General features: G+C 70.0%; 15 protein-coding genes. 7 read left to right on the plus strand and 8 right to left on the minus strand.

Translation table 11 applies throughout. From position 1 onward, the window contains the following. Window positions 1–86 precede the first annotated feature (86 nt). The 6 genes from hutF to IEY14_RS12065 are packed head-to-tail and all read left to right on the plus strand — an operon-like array spanning window position 87 to window position 7,299. On the plus strand, window positions 87–1,466 hold the full coding sequence (gene hutF / locus IEY14_RS12040; protein ID WP_188908725.1) for a formimidoylglutamate deiminase: 1,380 nt from the start codon (window positions 87–89) through the stop codon (window positions 1,464–1,466). Next, on the plus strand, window positions 1,463–2,986 hold the full coding sequence (locus IEY14_RS12045; RefSeq protein WP_188908726.1) for an HAL/PAL/TAL family ammonia-lyase: 1,524 nt from the start codon (window positions 1,463–1,465) through the stop codon (window positions 2,984–2,986). The genes hutF and IEY14_RS12045 overlap by 4 nt, the downstream gene beginning before the upstream one ends. After that, complete coding sequence (gene hutI / locus IEY14_RS12050) at window positions 2,983–4,188, plus strand: imidazolonepropionase (RefSeq protein WP_188908728.1); 1,206 nt, start codon at window positions 2,983–2,985, stop codon at window positions 4,186–4,188. The genes IEY14_RS12045 and hutI overlap by 4 nt, the downstream gene beginning before the upstream one ends. Beyond that, window positions 4,185–5,000, plus strand: a complete 816-nt coding sequence (gene hutG / locus IEY14_RS12055) for an N-formylglutamate deformylase (protein ID WP_373288975.1) — start codon at window positions 4,185–4,187, stop codon at window positions 4,998–5,000. Before hutI ends, hutG begins: the two co-directional genes overlap by 4 nt. After that, entirely contained in the window at window positions 4,997–6,670 is a 1,674-nt protein-coding gene (hutU, locus tag IEY14_RS12060; RefSeq protein ID WP_188908730.1) for a urocanate hydratase, read from the plus strand. The genes hutG and hutU overlap by 4 nt, the downstream gene beginning before the upstream one ends. Window positions 6,671–6,723: 53 nt before the next feature. Next, window positions 6,724–7,299 (plus strand): HutD/Ves family protein, encoded by a 576-nt coding sequence (locus tag IEY14_RS12065; protein WP_188908732.1) that lies wholly within the window; start codon window positions 6,724–6,726, stop codon window positions 7,297–7,299. A 3-nt stretch (window positions 7,300–7,302) separates the two neighbouring features. On the opposite strand, the gene IEY14_RS12070 is transcribed toward IEY14_RS12065, so the two are convergent. From IEY14_RS12070 to IEY14_RS12105, 8 genes are all read right to left on the minus strand, one after another. Beyond that, entirely contained in the window at window positions 7,303–8,076 is a 774-nt protein-coding gene (locus IEY14_RS12070; RefSeq protein ID WP_188908734.1) for an enoyl-CoA hydratase-related protein, read from the minus strand. Then, window positions 8,073–8,957 carry a 3-hydroxyacyl-CoA dehydrogenase family protein gene (locus tag IEY14_RS12075; RefSeq protein ID WP_188908736.1) on the minus strand — a complete coding sequence of 295 codons (885 nt, stop codon included), beginning with the start codon at window positions 8,955–8,957 and terminating at the stop codon, window positions 8,073–8,075. Before IEY14_RS12075 ends, IEY14_RS12070 begins: the two co-directional genes overlap by 4 nt. 12 nt (window positions 8,958–8,969) lie before the next feature. Beyond that, a complete protein-coding gene (locus IEY14_RS12080; RefSeq protein WP_210318373.1) occupies window positions 8,970–10,175 on the minus strand; it encodes a CaiB/BaiF CoA transferase family protein in 1,206 nt (401 codons plus the stop codon). A gap of 14 nt (window positions 10,176–10,189) precedes the next feature. Next, window positions 10,190–11,728 carry an HAL/PAL/TAL family ammonia-lyase gene (locus IEY14_RS12085; RefSeq protein ID WP_188908740.1) on the minus strand — a complete coding sequence of 513 codons (1,539 nt, stop codon included), beginning with the start codon at window positions 11,726–11,728 and terminating at the stop codon, window positions 10,190–10,192. Between the two features lie 83 nt (window positions 11,729–11,811). Beyond that, window positions 11,812–12,723 carry an ABC transporter substrate-binding protein gene (locus IEY14_RS12090; RefSeq protein WP_188908741.1) on the minus strand — a complete coding sequence of 304 codons (912 nt, stop codon included), beginning with the start codon at window positions 12,721–12,723 and terminating at the stop codon, window positions 11,812–11,814. A 38-nt stretch (window positions 12,724–12,761) separates the two neighbouring features. Next, window positions 12,762–13,448 carry an ABC transporter permease gene (locus IEY14_RS12095; RefSeq protein ID WP_188908743.1) on the minus strand — a complete coding sequence of 229 codons (687 nt, stop codon included), beginning with the start codon at window positions 13,446–13,448 and terminating at the stop codon, window positions 12,762–12,764. Between the two features lie 2 nt (window positions 13,449–13,450). Then, window positions 13,451–14,095, minus strand: coding sequence for an ABC transporter permease (locus IEY14_RS12100; RefSeq protein ID WP_188908745.1), 645 nt, complete (start codon window positions 14,093–14,095; stop codon window positions 13,451–13,453). Further along, window positions 14,092–15,204 (minus strand): ABC transporter ATP-binding protein, encoded by a 1,113-nt coding sequence (locus IEY14_RS12105; RefSeq protein WP_188909248.1) that lies wholly within the window; start codon window positions 15,202–15,204, stop codon window positions 14,092–14,094. Before IEY14_RS12105 ends, IEY14_RS12100 begins: the two co-directional genes overlap by 4 nt. Before the next feature lie 267 nt (window positions 15,205–15,471). Here IEY14_RS12105 and IEY14_RS12110 point away from each other — a divergent pair, with 267 nt between their 5' ends. Next, entirely contained in the window at window positions 15,472–16,179 is a 708-nt protein-coding gene (locus IEY14_RS12110; protein ID WP_188908747.1) for a MipA/OmpV family protein, read from the plus strand. Window position 16,180: the final 1 nt, after the last annotated feature.

Raw genomic sequence — 16,180 nt, forward strand, 5'->3', positions numbered from 1 at the left:
TCGGCGTCGTTTCGCCAGCACCGGCTTGCGATCGGTGCCAAAGTCGGCAATGTTGTATAGGCAACTTCCGCCGCGCTGGAGTCTCCATGTCGTCGCCCGTTTCGCGCTTCTCCTGTCCGATGGCGCTTCTGCCCGATGGCTGGGCCCGCGATGTCGTGATCGATGTGGGAGGGGATGGTCGGATCGCCTCCCTCGCTTCGGGGCCGATGTCGGGTGAAGGCGAGCGTCTTTCGGGTCCTGTCGTTCCCGCCCTCGCCGATCTTCATTCCCATGCCTTCCAACGGGCGATGGCGGGCCTCGCCGAGCGGGCGGGACCCGGCGACGACAGTTTCTGGACTTGGCGCTCGCAGATGTACCGCATCGTCGGCCGCATGACGCCGGACGACGTCGAGGCGATCGCGGCCAAGCTCTATGTCGAATTGCTGAAGGGTGGCTTTTCGCATGTCGCCGAGTTCCACTATCTCCATCACGGCGCCGGCGGCGTGCCTTACCGCGATCCCGCCGAAACCTCGCATCGCATCCTGGCGGCCGCCGCGAGGACCGGGATCGGGCTCACGCATCTGCCTGTCTTCTACGCCCATTCGAATTTCGGCGGCGCGGAGCCCGGCGAAGGGCAGCGGCCGTTCCTGCACGACGTGGACGGCTTCCTGTCCCTTCTCGAACGTCTCGCCCCCGCCTGCGGCACGGCTGGCGCCACGTTGGGGCTGGCCCTTCATTCGCTGCGGGCCGCGACCCCGGACGAGGTGAGGGCCATCCTCGGTGCCGAGACGACGGGCGGGCCGATCCACATCCACGTCGCCGAGCAGGAGCGCGAAGTGGAGGAGTGCCTGGCCTGGTGCGGCCGGCGGCCGGTGGAATGGCTGCTGGACGAAATGGACGTCGACCCGCGCTGGTGCGCCATTCACGCCACGCATATGACGCCGGACGAAACGGCGCGCCTTGCCGCCTCGGGCGCGGTGGCCGGCCTTTGCCCGGCGACCGAGGCCAATCTCGGCGACGGCATCTTCCCCGCGACCGCCTACCGGGCGGCCGGTGGCCGGTTCGGGATCGGCACCGACAGCCATGTCGCGACGAGCGTCGCCGAGGAGCTCCGCCTTCTGGAATATGGCCAGCGCCTGCGGGATCGCCGCCGCAATCGGCTCGTCGCCGGGCCGGGTGCCTCCGTCGGACGCACCCTGTTCGAAGCGGCCCTCGCCGGCGGCGCGCAGGCCTGCGGCAGGGCGGTACACGGTCTGCGCGTCGGAGCTCCCGCCGACCTCGTCGTTCTCGACGGCAACCATCCCTTCGTCGCGGCCGCCGCCGAAGGGGAGGGGGAGGACACGCTGCTCGACCGCTGGATCTTCGCCGCCCCCGATGTCCTGCGCGACGTGCTCGTCGGCGGACGCGTCGTGATCCGCGACCGTCGTCACGCCGACGAAGATGCGATCGACGCAGCCTTCCTGAAAGCGCTCCGGAGGCTGCAATGAACGCTGCGTCCGAAACCGCCGCTGCCGCCGCGATCGCGATCGACGGCCCGCTCGCTCCAAGCGATGTCGCGGCCGTGGCGCGCGGGGCGCGGCTGACGCTTTCGAACGCGGCCCGCGAGCGCATCGCCGAGGCGCGGCGGATTGTCGTCGCCCTCTCGGATCAGGGTATTCGGGGCTACGGCATCAACACGGGCGTCGGCGCGCTGTGCGACGTCATCGTCGATCGCCCGTTGCAACAGGCCTTGTCTCGCAATCTCCTGTTCAGCCATGCCTGCGGCCTCGGAGACCCCCTGGGGCGCGAGGCGACGCGCGCGGTGATGGCGGCCGAGATCAACGGCTTCGCGCACGGCGCCTCGGGCGTCAGGCTGGAGGTGGTGGAGGCGCTCGTCGCCCTGCTGGATGCGGACATCCTGCCGATCGTGCCCTCGCGCGGCTCGGTCGGCTATCTCACCCATGCCGCCGCGATCGGCCTGGTGCTGATCGGCCAAGGCGAGGCGATGGCGCGGGGCGAACGGATTTCGGGGCGCGAAGCCATGGCGCGCATCGGGCAGGCGCCTCTGGTTCTCGAAGCCAAGGAAGGGCTCAGCCTCGTCAACGGAACGCCGTGCTCCACCGGCTTGGCCTGCCTCGCGCTGGCGCGCTTCGCCGAGCTTCTCGACTGGGCGGACGCGGCGGCGGCCATGACCCACGAGAATCTCGGAAGCCAGATCGGCACCTTCGACGAGGCGACCTTGGCCCTGCGACGGTCCGAGGGATTGCAGGCGGTGGGCCGCCGCATGCGCCGCCTCCTCGCGGGCAGCGCGCTGCTGGATGCCAGGATCGGGCAGCGCACGCAGGACCCGCTGAGCCTGCGCGCGGTGCCCCATGTCCACGGCGCAGCGCGGGACGTCTTGACCAATGCCGAGATCGTGGTGGCGAACGAACTGGCGAGCGTCACCGACAATCCGGCGGTCGCCGGCACGGTGGAGCGGCCCCTGGTGCGATCCGAGGCCCATGCGGTCGCCGCCGCCTTGGCCCTGACGCTCGACGGGGTCGCCACGGCCGCCGCCGAGGTCGCGGCCATCGCCGAGCGGCGGATCGACCGGCTGGTGAATCCGCTGGTGAGCGGCCTCCCAGCCTTTCTCGCGCCGGAGGGCGGCATCTTCTCCGGCTATATGATCGCGCAATACGCGGCCGCGGCGCTCGTGGCCGAGAACCGGCGCCTCGCACAGCCCGCGAGCCTCGACGGGGGCATCACGTCCGCGCTTCAGGAGGACATGCTGCTCCATGCGACGCCGGCGGCGACGAAGCTCCTGGCGATCCTCGACAATCTGCGGGACGTCCTCGCCGTGGAACTTCTCGCGGCAAGCCAAGCCTATGAGCTGCAGCCGATCGAGGGCCGCGCATCCGGCACCGAAGGGCTCTACCGGCGCGTCCGGGCGCTCGTTCCCGCCTATGCCGACGACCGACCGATGAACGCGGATATCGCCGCCATGGCGGCGCTTCTGGCCCTTCCGGCTTTCGCAGGAGACCGTTCATGACCCGAGTTCTGACGAATGCGCGACTGGCCACGCTGGCGGAAGGCTCCGCCGGGCTCGGCCTCGTGGAGGATGGGGCGGTTCTGATCGAGAGCGGACGCATCGCCTATGCCGGGCCGCAGGCGGGGCTGCCGCCGGCGGCGGGCGCCGAGCGGCTCGATCTCGGCGGACGCTGGGTGACGCCCGCGCTGATCGACTGCCACACGCATCTCGTCCACGGCGGCAACCGGGCACGGGAGTTCGAGATGCGCCTGGCGGGCGCGACCTACGAGGAGATCGCCCGTGCCGGCGGCGGCATCGTCGCCTCGCTGGCGGCGACGCGCGCGCTCTCCGTCGCGGAGCTCGTCGAGACCGCTCTCCCCCGGCTCGACGCGCTGCTCGCCGAAGGCGTCTCGACGGTGGAGGTCAAGTCCGGCTACGGCCTCGACATCGAGACCGAATGCCGGATGCTGGAGGCGGCGCGGGAGCTGGAGACGCGGCGCCCGGTGCGGATCGCGACGAGCTGGCTCGCCGCCCATGCGGTGCCGGCCGAATACAAAAACCGCAAGGCCGACTATCTCGCCGAAGTGGCGATCCCCGGTCTGCGCGAGGCGCATTCGCGCGGTCTGGTCGACGCGGTGGACGGCTTCTGCGAGGGCATCGCCTTCTCGGCCGAGGAGATGGCCGAGGTCTTCGCGGCGGCGCGGGCGCTCGGCCTGCCGGTGAAGCTTCATGCCGAACAGCTGTCCCATTGCGGCGGCGCCGCGCTGGCCGCGCGCTCCGGCGCGCTCTCGGCCGATCATCTGGAATATGCGACGGCCGAGGACGCGGCGGCGATGGCGGCAAGCGGCACCGTCGCGGTGCTTCTGCCGGGAGCCTATTACTTCATCCGCGAGACCAGGACGCCGCCGGTCGATCTCTTCCGCCAGGCGGGCACGCGGATGGCGCTCGCCACCGACTGCAATCCCGGCACCTCGCCGCTGACCTCGCTGCTCCTCACCATGAACATGGGCGCCACGCTGTTCCGCCTGACGGTCGAGGAATGTCTCGCGGGAACGACGCGCGAGGCGGCGCGCGCCCTCGGCCTCCTCGCCGAGACCGGCACGATCGAGGCCGGCAAGTCCGCCGATCTCGCGGTCTGGGATGTCGGGAGCCCGGCCGAGCTCGTCTACCGCATCGGCTTCAACCCGCTCCATGCCCGCGTCTTCCGGGGCGAAAGGATCTGATCTTGTCTGTCGTCGAGACCTCTTCGGGCTCCTCGCCCGTGATCCTCGCCTTTCCCCATACCGGAACGGCGGTGCCACCGGACATCCTCGTCCGGCTGAATGCCGAAGGGCGCCTGCTGCGCGACACCGACTGGCATGTCGAGCGCCTTTATGACGGCCTCCTCTCCGAGGCGAGCGTGGTGCGCGCCACTTTCCACCGCTACGTGATCGACGCCAATCGCGATCCTTCGGGGGAAAGCCTCTATCCCGGCCAGAACACGACCGGCCTCGTTCCGCTCACCGATTTCGACGGCCAGCCGATCTGGCGCGAGGGCGCCGAGCCGGACGCGGCCGAGATCGCCCGGCGGATGGAAACCTTCCACGCGCCCTATCACGCGGCGCTCGCGGCCGAGATCGAGCGGGTGAAGGAACGCCACGGCGTCGCGATCCTCTACGACTGCCACTCGATCCGCTCGACCATCCCCTTCCTGTTCGAGGGACGATTGCCCGACTTCAACATCGGCACGATGAACGGCACCACCTGCGCGCCGGCGGTCGAGGCCGCCGTGGCCGGCTTCTGCACGGCGGCGGCGGACTATGCCACGGTCGTCAACGGCCGCTTCAAGGGCGGCTGGACGACGCGCCATTACGGCCGGCCGGAGAGGGGCGTCCACGCCATCCAGATGGAACTGGCGCAGGCCTCGCATCTCGCCGAGGAAGTGCCGCCCTTCGCCCTCGATACCGCCAAGGCCGAGCGCCTTCGCGCCGTGCTCGGCGCGATCCTCGCGCGCCTCGCCGACCTCGCCCCCTCCCTGAAGGAAGTCCGCCCATGAGCAATCCGCGTCACAACATCCGCGAGGTGCGCGCCGCCACCGGTCCCGAGATCACGGCCAAGAGCTGGCTGACCGAGGCGCCGCTGCGCATGCTGATGAACAATCTCGATCCGGCGGTCGCCGAGAATCCGAACGAGCTCGTCGTCTATGGCGGCATCGGCCGGGCGGCGCGCACCTGGGACGATTTCGACCGCATCGCCGCCACCCTGCGCGACCTCGAGGCCGACGAGACGCTGCTCGTCCAGTCCGGCAAGCCGGTCGGCGTGTTCAGGACCCATGCCGACGCGCCGCGCGTCCTCATCGCCAATTCCAATCTCGTGCCGCATTGGGCGACTTGGGACCATTTCAACGAGCTCGACCGCAAGGGGCTCGCCATGTACGGCCAGATGACCGCCGGCTCCTGGATCTATATCGGCACGCAGGGCATCGTGCAGGGCACCTACGAGACCTTCGTCGAGGCCGGGCGCCAGCATTACGACGGCAGCCTGAAGGGCAGGTGGGTGCTGACCGGCGGGCTCGGCGGCATGGGCGGCGCGCAGCCGCTCGCCGCCGTCATGGCCGGCGCCTCCTGCCTCGCGGTCGAATGCAACCCGGATTCGATCGAGTTCCGCCTGCGCACCCGCTATCTCGACGAGAAGGCCGAGACGCTGGACGAGGCGATGGCGATGATCGAGCGCTGGACGGCGGCCGGCGAGGCGAAATCGGTCGGCCTCCTCGGCAATGCCAGCGAGATCCTGCCGGAGATGGTGCGGCGCGGCATCCGTCCCGACATCGTCACCGACCAGACCTCGGCCCATGACCCGATCAACGGCTATCTGCCGGCCGGCTGGACCATGGCGGACTGGAAGGCCAAGCGCGAGAGCGATCCGAAGGCGGTGGAGAAGGCGGCGCGCGCCTCGATGCGCGCCCATGTCGAGGCGATGCTCGCCTTCCACGCGGCCGGGGTGCCGACGCTCGACTACGGCAACAATATCCGCCAGGTCGCCAAGGACGAGGGCCTGGAGAACGCCTTCGCCTTTCCGGGCTTCGTGCCGGCCTATATCCGGCCGCTCTTCTGCCGGGGCATCGGGCCCTTCCGCTGGGCGGCGCTGTCCGGCGACCCGGAGGACATCTACCGCACCGACGCGAAAGTGAAGGAGCTTCTTCCCGACAACGCCCATCTCCACCGCTGGCTCGACATGGCGCGCGAGCGCATCGCCTTCCAGGGCCTGCCGGCGCGCATCTGCTGGGTCGGCCTCGGCGACCGGCACCGGCTCGGCCTCGCCTTCAACGAGATGGTGCGCAACGGCGAATTGAAGGCGCCCGTCGTCATCGGCCGCGACCATCTGGATTCCGGCTCCGTCGCCTCGCCCAACCGCGAGACGGAGGCGATGCGGGACGGCTCGGACGCGGTTTCCGACTGGCCGCTCCTCAATGCGCTCCTGAACACCGCGTCGGGCGCGACCTGGGTGTCGCTCCATCACGGCGGCGGCGTCGGCATGGGCTTCTCGCAGCATTCGGGCATGGTGATCTGCTGCGACGGCAGCGAGGACGCCGACCGGCGGCTCGCCCGCGTCCTTTGGAACGACCCGGCGACGGGCGTCATGCGCCATGCCGATGCCGGCTACGACATCGCGCTGGATTGCGCCAGGGACCAGGGTCTGCGCCTACCGGCCATCCTCGGCAACTGACGAGCGGAGGGCCGGCGCGAAGCTCCGGCCGCCCCTCGGGACGGAGAGACGGAATGCGCGTTCTCAGAAGCGTCGATCACCGGCGCATGGCCTGGAAGAACGGCGGCGGCGAGACGGTGGAGATCGCCGTCCACCCGGCGGAGGCGGATCTCGCCGGCTTCGACTGGCGGGTCTCGATGGCGCATGTCGCGAGCGACGGTCCGTTCTCCCGCTTTCCCGGCATCGACCGTACGCTGGCGATCCTCTCGGGCGCCGGCCTTCGGCTCGACATCGACGGTCTCGGCCGCCATGATCTCGCGCCGGGCGACGCGCCGCTGGCCTTTCCCGCCGATGTCGCGACGACGGCCGTCCTCAAGGACGGGCCGATCACCGATCTCAACGTGATGACGCGGCGCGGCGCTTTGCGCCATCGCGTCGAGCGCCGGACCGTCGCCGATGCGCTCGCGCTCCGTGTCGCGGCGCCCTGGATCCTGCTCCTGCCCCGCGACCCGCTCACCGTGACGGCCGAAACCGGCATCCCCGTCGCGCTCGCGGCCGGCGACGCCCTCCTTCTCGAAGGCGATACCGGCCCGCTCACGCTCGCCGCCGAAAGGGCGGCGCTCTTCGTGGTGACGATCGAGGGCGCGTGAGGCTCAGCGCCCGGTAAAGCGCGGCGTCCGCTTTTCCGCGAAGGCGCGCATGCCCTCGGCCCGATCCTCGCTCGCCGCCATCAGCGCCGACAGGGCGCGCTCGAAGGCGATGCCGGCCGACAGCGGCGTCTCGAAGCTCTGGAGCACCGCGCGCTTGGCGAATCGCGCGGCCAGCGGCGCGCGCTCGGCGATCCGCCCGGCGAGCGCCAGCGCCTCCGCTTCCGCCGCGCCCGCCTCGACCAGGGTGCTGGCGAGGCCGAAGCGGCAGGCCTCCTCGGCGTCCAGGCGGCGCCCGGCCAGGATCATCTCCATCGCCAGCGACTTGCCGACCGCCCGCACGAGGCGCTGCGTGCCGCCGGCGCCCGGCAGCGTGCCGATCGCTGCTTCCGGCAGACCGAAAACCGCACCGCGCTCGCAAACGACGATGTCGCAGATCAGCGCCAGTTCCAGGCCGCCGCCCAGGCAATAGCCGGACACGGCCGCGACGATCGGCGTCTCGATCGCCGCGACGGCGTCCCATTGTTCGCTGAAGCCGCTGCGATAGAGCTCCATCGCGCTGGCCTCGCCGAGCGCGCCGATATCGGCGCCGGCGGCGAAGGCGCGCGGCTCGCCGGAGATCACCGCGGCGCGAATGTCGGGATCGACGTCGAAGCCGCGCAGCGTCGTGACGAGACCGTCCAGCATCGGCCAATCGAGGGCGTTGCGCTTGGCCGGGCGGTTGAGGACCACCTGGGCGACCGCTCCATGGCGGCGCGAAAGAATCGTCGCTTCGCTCATGCCCGGCGTCGCTCGGTCAGAAGGGTGACGATCGCGTCCCGTTCGGCCTTGGTGGCGGTGCTCGCCTCGTCCGTCCATTCGTAGAAGCCGCGTCCGCTCTTGGTGCCGAACGCCCCCTCGCCCGCGAGCCGGGCGACGAGCGGCGGCACGCCGCCATCGGCATGCAGGGCCGGCATCAGCACGGCGGCGACCTTCGCCACCGTGTCGAGCCCGGCAAGGTCCATCAGGCGCAAGGGGCCGGCGGCGCACCAGCGCGGCGCAAGCGTCGTCTCCACCGCCCGGTCGACATCGCGGATCGTCGCGACGCCGCTCTCGACGAGGTGCAGCGCCTCGCGCAGGATCGCATATTGCAGGCGGTTGATCACAAAGCCGGGCAGGTCGGTCGCGACCTCGATCGTCTCCTTGCCGATCGCTCCGCAGAGGGCGCGCGCCCGCTCGACCACATGTTCGGCGGTTTGCGGCCCGCGTACGATCTCGACCAGGGGCATGACGGCGGGCGGATTGAACCAGTGCAGCCCGACGAGGCGCTCCGGACGTGTCATCTCCGCCGCGATCGCGCCGATCGGCACGCTCGACGTATTGGTGGTGAGAAGGCAATCGTCCGGCACCTGCGCCTCGATCCTGGAGAAGAGCGCGCGCTTCAGCTCCAGCTCCTCCGCGACATTCTCGCTGACCGCGCCCGCGCCTTCGAGGCAGGATTCGAGCTCGGTCGAGAAGCGGATGCCGGCGGCCGCCTCGCCGAGCGCCTCGCGGGCCTTATCCAGCGTCGCCGCGCTTCGCGAAAAAAGCGCGACCTCGTAGCCGAGCCGGGCGAAGACGCCGGCGATGCCGGCGCCCATCGTGCCGGCACCGATCACCGCGAGCTTCGGAAGATCCGTCATGCTCCGTCCCCTTCAGATGACGCCACGAGCCTTGAGGCCCGCGATCTGGTCGTCGGTCAGCCCGAGTTCGGCGGCCAGGACCGCCGCCGTGTCGGCGCCGAGCGCGGGCGCGGCAAGATCGCCCTCCGGCGCCGCGCCGCTGAAGCGCACCGGCTGCGGCATGACGCCGAGGACGGCGCCGTTCGGCTGGCGCGTTTCTCGCAGAAGACCGCGATGGCGGGCATGGTCGCTCGCCAGCATCTCGGAAAGCGTCCAGATCGGCGCCGCCGGAATGCCCGCCGCGGCCATGGCCGCGACGATCGTCTCGACGCTCCGCTCTGCCGTCCACGCCTCGATGGCCGCATGGAGAGCGTCGCGATGGACGAGGCGCCGCGCATCGGTCGAGAAACGCGGATCGTCGGACAGGTCCTTCCGGCCGATGGCCTCGGCGAGCCGCAGGAACAGCGGATCGTTCGCCACCGCGATCACCACATGGCCGTCGGTGCCAGCGAAGGAATCCATCGGCGCGCTGACCGGATGGGCGTTGCCGAGGCGTCCGGGCGAGGGCAGGCCGCCGGCGATCTGCGACAGAGTGACCATCTGGAGCGAGGCCATGGCGTCGAGCATGGCGACGTCGACATGCTGGCCGGTCCCGGTCCGGTCGCGCTGCAGCAGCGCCGCCAGCGCGCCGAAGGCGCCGTAGAGCCCGGCGACGACGTCGCCCACCGCGTCGCCGATGCGCGTCGGCGCGCCGTCCGGCCAGCCGGTCACGCTCATGATGCCGCCCATGGCCTGGACGATGTGGTCGTAAGCCGGACGCTGGGCGAGCGGCCCGTCCTGACCGAAGCCGGAAATGCTGACATAGACGAGGCGCGGGTTGAGGAGCCGGGCGCGTTCGTAGTCGAGGCCGAGCCGCTGCGTGACGCCGGGGCGAAAATTCTCGATCAGGATATCGGCGCCCGCCACGAGCCGGCGGACGATCGCCAGCCCTTCTTCCGACTTCATGTCGAGTGTGATGCTCTTCTTGCCCCGATTGACCAGCATGAAATAGCAGCTCTCCCCGTCGAGAAACGGGCCGAAGGCGCGGGAATCGTCGCCGCGTCCGGGAATCTCCACCTTCACGACCTCGGCGCCGAGATCGGCGAGCATCGAGGCGCAGAGCGGTCCGGCGAGGACGCGCGACAGGTCGAGCACCTTCACGCCGGCGAGCGGCGCCGGCACGGCGGCGGGAGGGGTCATGACGGTCTCCTCGGTCATTCGGACCGGATCGCGGCCGCGACGAAGGCCTGGAGGTCGCCGCCGTCGATCAGAGCGCGCACGGCGGCCAGATCGGGCGCCATCACCCGATCCTCGAGGCGGCGCGGAACGCGCGAGCGGATCGCGTCGCGGGCGGCCGCTGTGCCCCGGCCGGGGCGAAGCGGCGCATGGAGGTCCAGCGCCTCGGCCGCGCAGAGCAGCTCGATCGACAGGATGTCCGCGAGGTTGTCGGCGGCCTTGCGGGCCTTCAGCGCCGCCGAAACGCCCATCGAGACGTGATCCTCCTGCCCGGCGCAGGTCGAGACCGTATGAACGCTCGCGGGGGCCGCGAGCGCGCGATTATCGCCGGCCAGTCCCGCCGCGACATAGGGCGGGATCATGAAGCCCGAATGGGCGGCGCTGCCATCGGCGAGAAAGGCCGGCAGGCCGCTGAGATGCCGGCTCGTCAGGCGGTCGGAGCGTGCCTGCGAGATGGTGGAGAGCGCCGCGATCGCGATGGCCAGATGATCGAGCGCCAGCGCCGTGGGCGCGCCATGGCCGTTGCCGCCCGGCAGGGCGACGAGTTCGTCGTCCTCCAGCGTGAAGACCGGATTGTCGGTCACCGAGTCGATCTCGATCTCGATCACCCGCCGGACATGTTCGAACGTGTCGCGCGCCGCGCCATGGACCTGGGGAATGCAGCGCAGGCTGAGCGCGTCCTGCAGACGGTGATCGCGGTTCGCGGCGAGGATCTCGCTTCCGTCGAGGAGCGACAGCAGGCGGTCGGCCGTCGCGATCTGGCCGGGATGCGGACGCAGGCGATGCAGACGCGGATCGTAGCCGCGCGTGTTGCCGCGCAGGGCCTCGAGGCTCATCGCGCCCGCGAGATCGGCCAGCGGCAGGAGCGTCTCGATCCGGGCGACGGCGAGCGCGCCGAGCCCGGTGATCTCGCAGGCATTGCTGATGAGCGAATGGCCCTCGCGGGCGCCGGGCTGGTGAAGGGGAATGCCGGCGCAGGCCAGCGCCTCGCCGCCGGGCAGCCGCTCGCCGGCGAAGAAGGCCTCGCCCTCGCCGAAGATGGCGAGGCCGATATGCGAGGTGGCGATCAGATAGCCGACCGAGCCCGCGATGGGCGCGACAGGCGTGACGCCCCGGTTCAACATGGCGGTCATGGTGACGACGAGATCGGGCGAGACGCCGCTCGCGCCCTTGAGGAAGGCCTCGACCAGGACCGCCATGATGGCGCGGGCGCCCGTCGCGTCGAGCGGTTCGCCGACGCCGCTCGCATGGCTCCGCAGCATGTTCATCTGGGCGCGGGAGAGTTCGTCCGGTCGCAGCGCGACCGAATAGAGATCCCCGACGCCCGTGGTCAGGCCATAGATGGCGCGCCCGCCGGACACCGCCTCGCCGACCCGCCTGTGCAGATCCGCCATGCGGGCGAGCGCCGCCTCGTCCAGAACGACCGTCGCGCCCCGGGCGATCGCGGCGATGGCGCGGGCGCCGACGGGCGCGCGGCCGAGGATCACCGGTGCGGGCGAATCGGAGAGGGATGGCATGGCGCAGTCTCAGAGTGAAGGCGGAAAGGACCGGCGAGCGACCGCCGGTCCGGTTGTCGGCGCGGGAGGTGCGCGGTCGCCGGTCAGTTCAGCTTGTGCTTGGCCAGCCAGTCCTCGGCCACCACATCGAAGCTCTCGTGGTCGGCAAGGCGGCCGTTCATCACAATGAGGTCCTCCGTGGTGAGGGCGGCCGACACGGCATCGAGCGCCTTCGTCACGGTATCGTCGACCTTGGCGGCCGCGATCACCGGCACGATGTTCTGGGCCGGGAAGAGATTCTTCACGTCTTCCAGCGCGACGAGATCGTTGGCGGCGATGGCCGGATCGGTGGAGGTCATGTCGGCGGCCTGGACCTGACCGTTGAGCAGGGCCGACAAGGTCAGCGGTCCGGCGACGTCGAGCGTCTTGAAGGACTTGAACTCGAGGCCGTAGACGTCCTTCAGGCCGACGACGCCTTCCTTGCGCGTCTTCCACTCCGGCGGACCGCCGAGCACCAGTTCATGCGCATGCGGCTTCAGGTCGGCGATGGTCTTCAGCTTGTACTTGTCCGCCGTGGCGCGCGTCACGGCGAGGATGTCGGAATCCTGCGCCGGCGAGGGCGTCAGCATCGAGACACCCTTCGGCAAGGCCGCCTTCAGCGCCTTCGCCACATCGTCGGGCGCATGGGCCGTGGCGGTCTTGTCGAGATAGCTCAACGTCGCGCCGGCATATTCCGGCAGGAGATCGATCGAGCCGTCGAGCAGCGCCGGCATGTAGACCTCGCGGCTGCCGATATTGAGGCGCGTGTCGACATTCATGCCCTTGGCGGCCAGCGCCTTCGCGTAGATCGTGGCGAGGAGTTGGCTTTCCGGGAAGTCGGCCGAGCCGACGACGATCGCCGTCGCGTCGGTGCGGGCAGGGGCGTCGCCGGCGAGCGGATCGTTCGCGGCGGCGGGCAGCACCGCCAGGGCGAGAAGCCCCAGGGCGCCGAGGGCGGGAATCAATCGGAATGCCATGCGAACTGCTCCTGTGGGTGGGGAAAGGATGGCGGCCGTCAGACGGCGCGGCGCGGGATGCGGCGGGTCAGGCCGGGCGAGACCGCGAGGCGTGACAGGAGGCCGATGAGGAGATCGACGGCGAGGGCGAGAAGACCGACGAGCACCGCCCCAGCCGCCATCTGATAGTAGTCGTTCTGGGCGCGGCCATCGATGATCAGGCGCCCGAGCCCGCCGAGCGAGACATAGGCGGCGATGGTGGCGGTGGAGACGATCTGCAGCGTCGCGGCGCGCAGTCCCGAGAAGATCAACGGCAGGGCGCAGGGCAGCTCCACCCCGAACAGGATGCCGAGCGGCCGGTGACCCATGCCGCGCGCCGCGTCGACCGCCGCCGGATCGACCGCCGCGATGCCGGCATAGGTCGAGGTCATGATCGGCGGCACCGCGAGAAGCACGAGCACGATGAGGCTCGGCACGACGAAGGCGAGATCCGAGGCGAAGATCGGTCCGAACAGGATCACCAGAAGCACGATCAGCCCGAGGCTTGGCAGCGCGCGCAGAGCGTTCGCGAAGCCGGCGACGAAGATCACGCCGCGCCGCGTATGGCCGACATAGAGGCCGATCGGCAGGGCGATCAGACAGGCGAAGGCGAGTGCCACCGCGCTATAGGCGAGATGCTGGGCCAGAAGGACGGGAACGCCTTCCTCGCCCTGCCAGTGATCGGGAGTGAGGAACCAGTCGAGCATGGTCAACGCGCCTTCGGCTGCCAGGGCGTCAGCCGACGAGCCACGAACAGCACCAGCCCGTCGAGGCAGGCGGCCAGCACGACGCAGAGGACGATGCCCGCGACGATCGGCGTCAGGAAGCGCAGTTGCAGACCTTGCGTGAAGAGAAGGCCGAGCTGCGGCGTGCCGACCAGGGCGGCGACGGATACGATACTGACATTGGAGACGACCGCGACGCGCAGGCCCGCGGCGATGACCGGGACGGCGAGCGGCAGTTCCACGAACAGGAAGCGTGGCAGGGCGCGATAGCCCATGGCGCTCGCCGCCTGCAGAACGTCGGGCGAAACGGAGTCCAACCCGTCGCTGACCGTCCGCACGAGCAGGGCGAGAGCGTAGAGGGTGAGGGCGGCGACGACGTTGATCGGATCGAGGATCTTCGTGCCGAGCACCAGCGGAAGGAGCACGAAGAGCGCGAGAGAGGGGATCGTATAGAGAAGCCCGGCTGCTCCGAGAAAGGTGGAGCGAAAGAGACCGGAGCGCTGCGCGATCCATCCGAGGGGAAGCGCCAGGAGAAGGCCGATCAGCACGGGAAGGACGGAGAGACCCAAGTGCCAGAGAAACAGATCGGCGATGCGCCCGGACTCGCGCCAGAGCCAATCGAACCTCATGCGCGCGCCTCCGAGCGGGTCCGCCGGGCGCCCTCGACGGCGGCGACGACGTCCGCCAGCGTCGCCGTTCCGACGAGCTCGCCGTCCGGCCCCACGACGACGCCGCGCCCGGACGGGGCGCTCAAGGCCGCGTCCATGACATGCCGTAAGGTGCTGCCCTGCGGCGCCAGCGTGCCGCTGAGGTTGAGATCGCCTTCGCGGACGGGACCCGCCAGAGATGTGCTGTCGACCCAGCCGAGAGGGCGACGCGCCGCATCGACTACCAGCACCCATCGGTCGGTCGCCGCCGCGCGAACCGCCTCGGGCGTCGCCCCGAGCGGCACCGTCGGCTCGGCGCAAAGCGGCAGCGCGGCGTCGAATTCGGCGAAGGACAGATAGCGATAACCCCGATCGCGACCGACGAACTCGGCCACGAAAGCGTCCGCCGGCCGAGCCAGCAGGGTCTGCGGCGTCGCGATCTGCGCCAGAGTTCCGCCCGTCCGCAGCACCGCCACCTGATCGCCGAGCTTCAAGGCTTCGTCGATGTCATGGGTGACCATGATGATCGTCTTGCCGATCTCGCGCTGGAGGCGGAGGAACTCGTCCTGCAGCTGCGCGCGCACGACGGGATCGACGGCGCTGAAGGGCTCGTCCATCAGCATGAACTTCGGATCGGAGGCCAGGGCGCGCGCGACACCGACGCGTTGCTGCTGTCCGCCCGACAGCTGCCACGGGAAGCGGTGCGCGAAGGCCTGGGTCAGCCCGACGCGCTCCAGCAGTTCATGAGCGTCCTTGAGAGCCTTCGGCTTGGCGATGCCGTTCAGGCGCGCGGTGGACGCGATGTTCTGGACCACCGTCAGATGCGGAAACAGGCCGGCATGCTGGATGACATAGCCGATCCGACGCCGGAGCAGGGCGACATCCATCCGGTCCGTCGGCTCGCCGTCGAGGAGAATGGACCCGGAGGAGGGAGCGATTAGCCGGTTGACCATGCGAAGCGACGTCGTCTTGCCGCAGCCCGAAGGTCCGACGAAGACGGTCAGCTTGCCGTTGGGCGCTTCCAGCGAGAGCCCGTTCACCGCGGTCGTCGCGCCCGGATAATGTTTGCTGACATTGTCGAAGACGATCATGCCGGCCACCGATGCTGCGCATTCCGGTGAGCGCTGCGGAAAGACAGGCCGCTTGATGAAACCTCGAACCACATGGTGCCTCGCCACCCACTTGTCTATACATGCTGGCACGATCCTTCGGGATGAGCAAGCGCCTATGGCTACAAAGAAAGCGGGAAAGCTCTATGGCGCTAATTTAAGCGGGCTGAGCACTCGCTCACTCGATCCATAGTTTCGACATGAGCCTTGGGCATGGTCGGCGGGTCACGTCGCCAGCGGCCCCGAACGATGCGGAACCTTCGAGCCATCATTGTTCTCGCCGTCCTCGCGGCGCCGTGTGTCGCCGGTGCGGCGGATGCCCCTGGTAGCGCGGCGGACACGGCGCCCGGCTGGATCGCGACGCTCGGCTTCAGCGCCGAAGTCGCGACGGGCGGCGATTACTCGGTCCTGCCGTCGACGTTCGATCTGCGCCGCGCCGACGAGCCGGAAAGCTTCGGCGCGCCAGACGACGCCTTCGGCTTTTCGCTCCTCGACTGGAACGGCCTCGCTCTCGGCCCGGCGGCGGACCTGCGCTTCGTCGGCCATCGTCTTGCCGTCGACGGCGGGGCCTATGCCGAATATTGGCCGATCGAGAATCATCTACGGCTGCGGGCGGAAGCCCTCGCCAATGTCGGGGAAGGCGAGGGGGCGCATCTCAGCCTCGGCGGCGACATGGTGCTGCCCGCCGACGGTGTCACGGTCTCGGCCGGCCCCCGGCTGACGCTCGGCACCGACCGTTATTTCCGGACCGGCGCCGACGCGGAGGCAGCAGTGCCCGCCTCGCGCCGCTTCTATGCGGGCGCGACCGCCGCCGTGAAGCTGCCGGTGACGCCGGCCGTCTCGACCACGCTCTACGACGAATATCAGACGCCGCTCTCCGGCGCCGGCCGGCGCGACGGCAATCCGGAAAACACGATCGGCCTCGAACTCGACTATTCCTTCAAGGTCGGCGGCTGAC

It is taken from the genome of Aureimonas endophytica (assembly GCF_014642635.1).
GTDB lineage: Bacteria > Pseudomonadota > Alphaproteobacteria > Rhizobiales > Rhizobiaceae > Plantimonas > Plantimonas endophytica.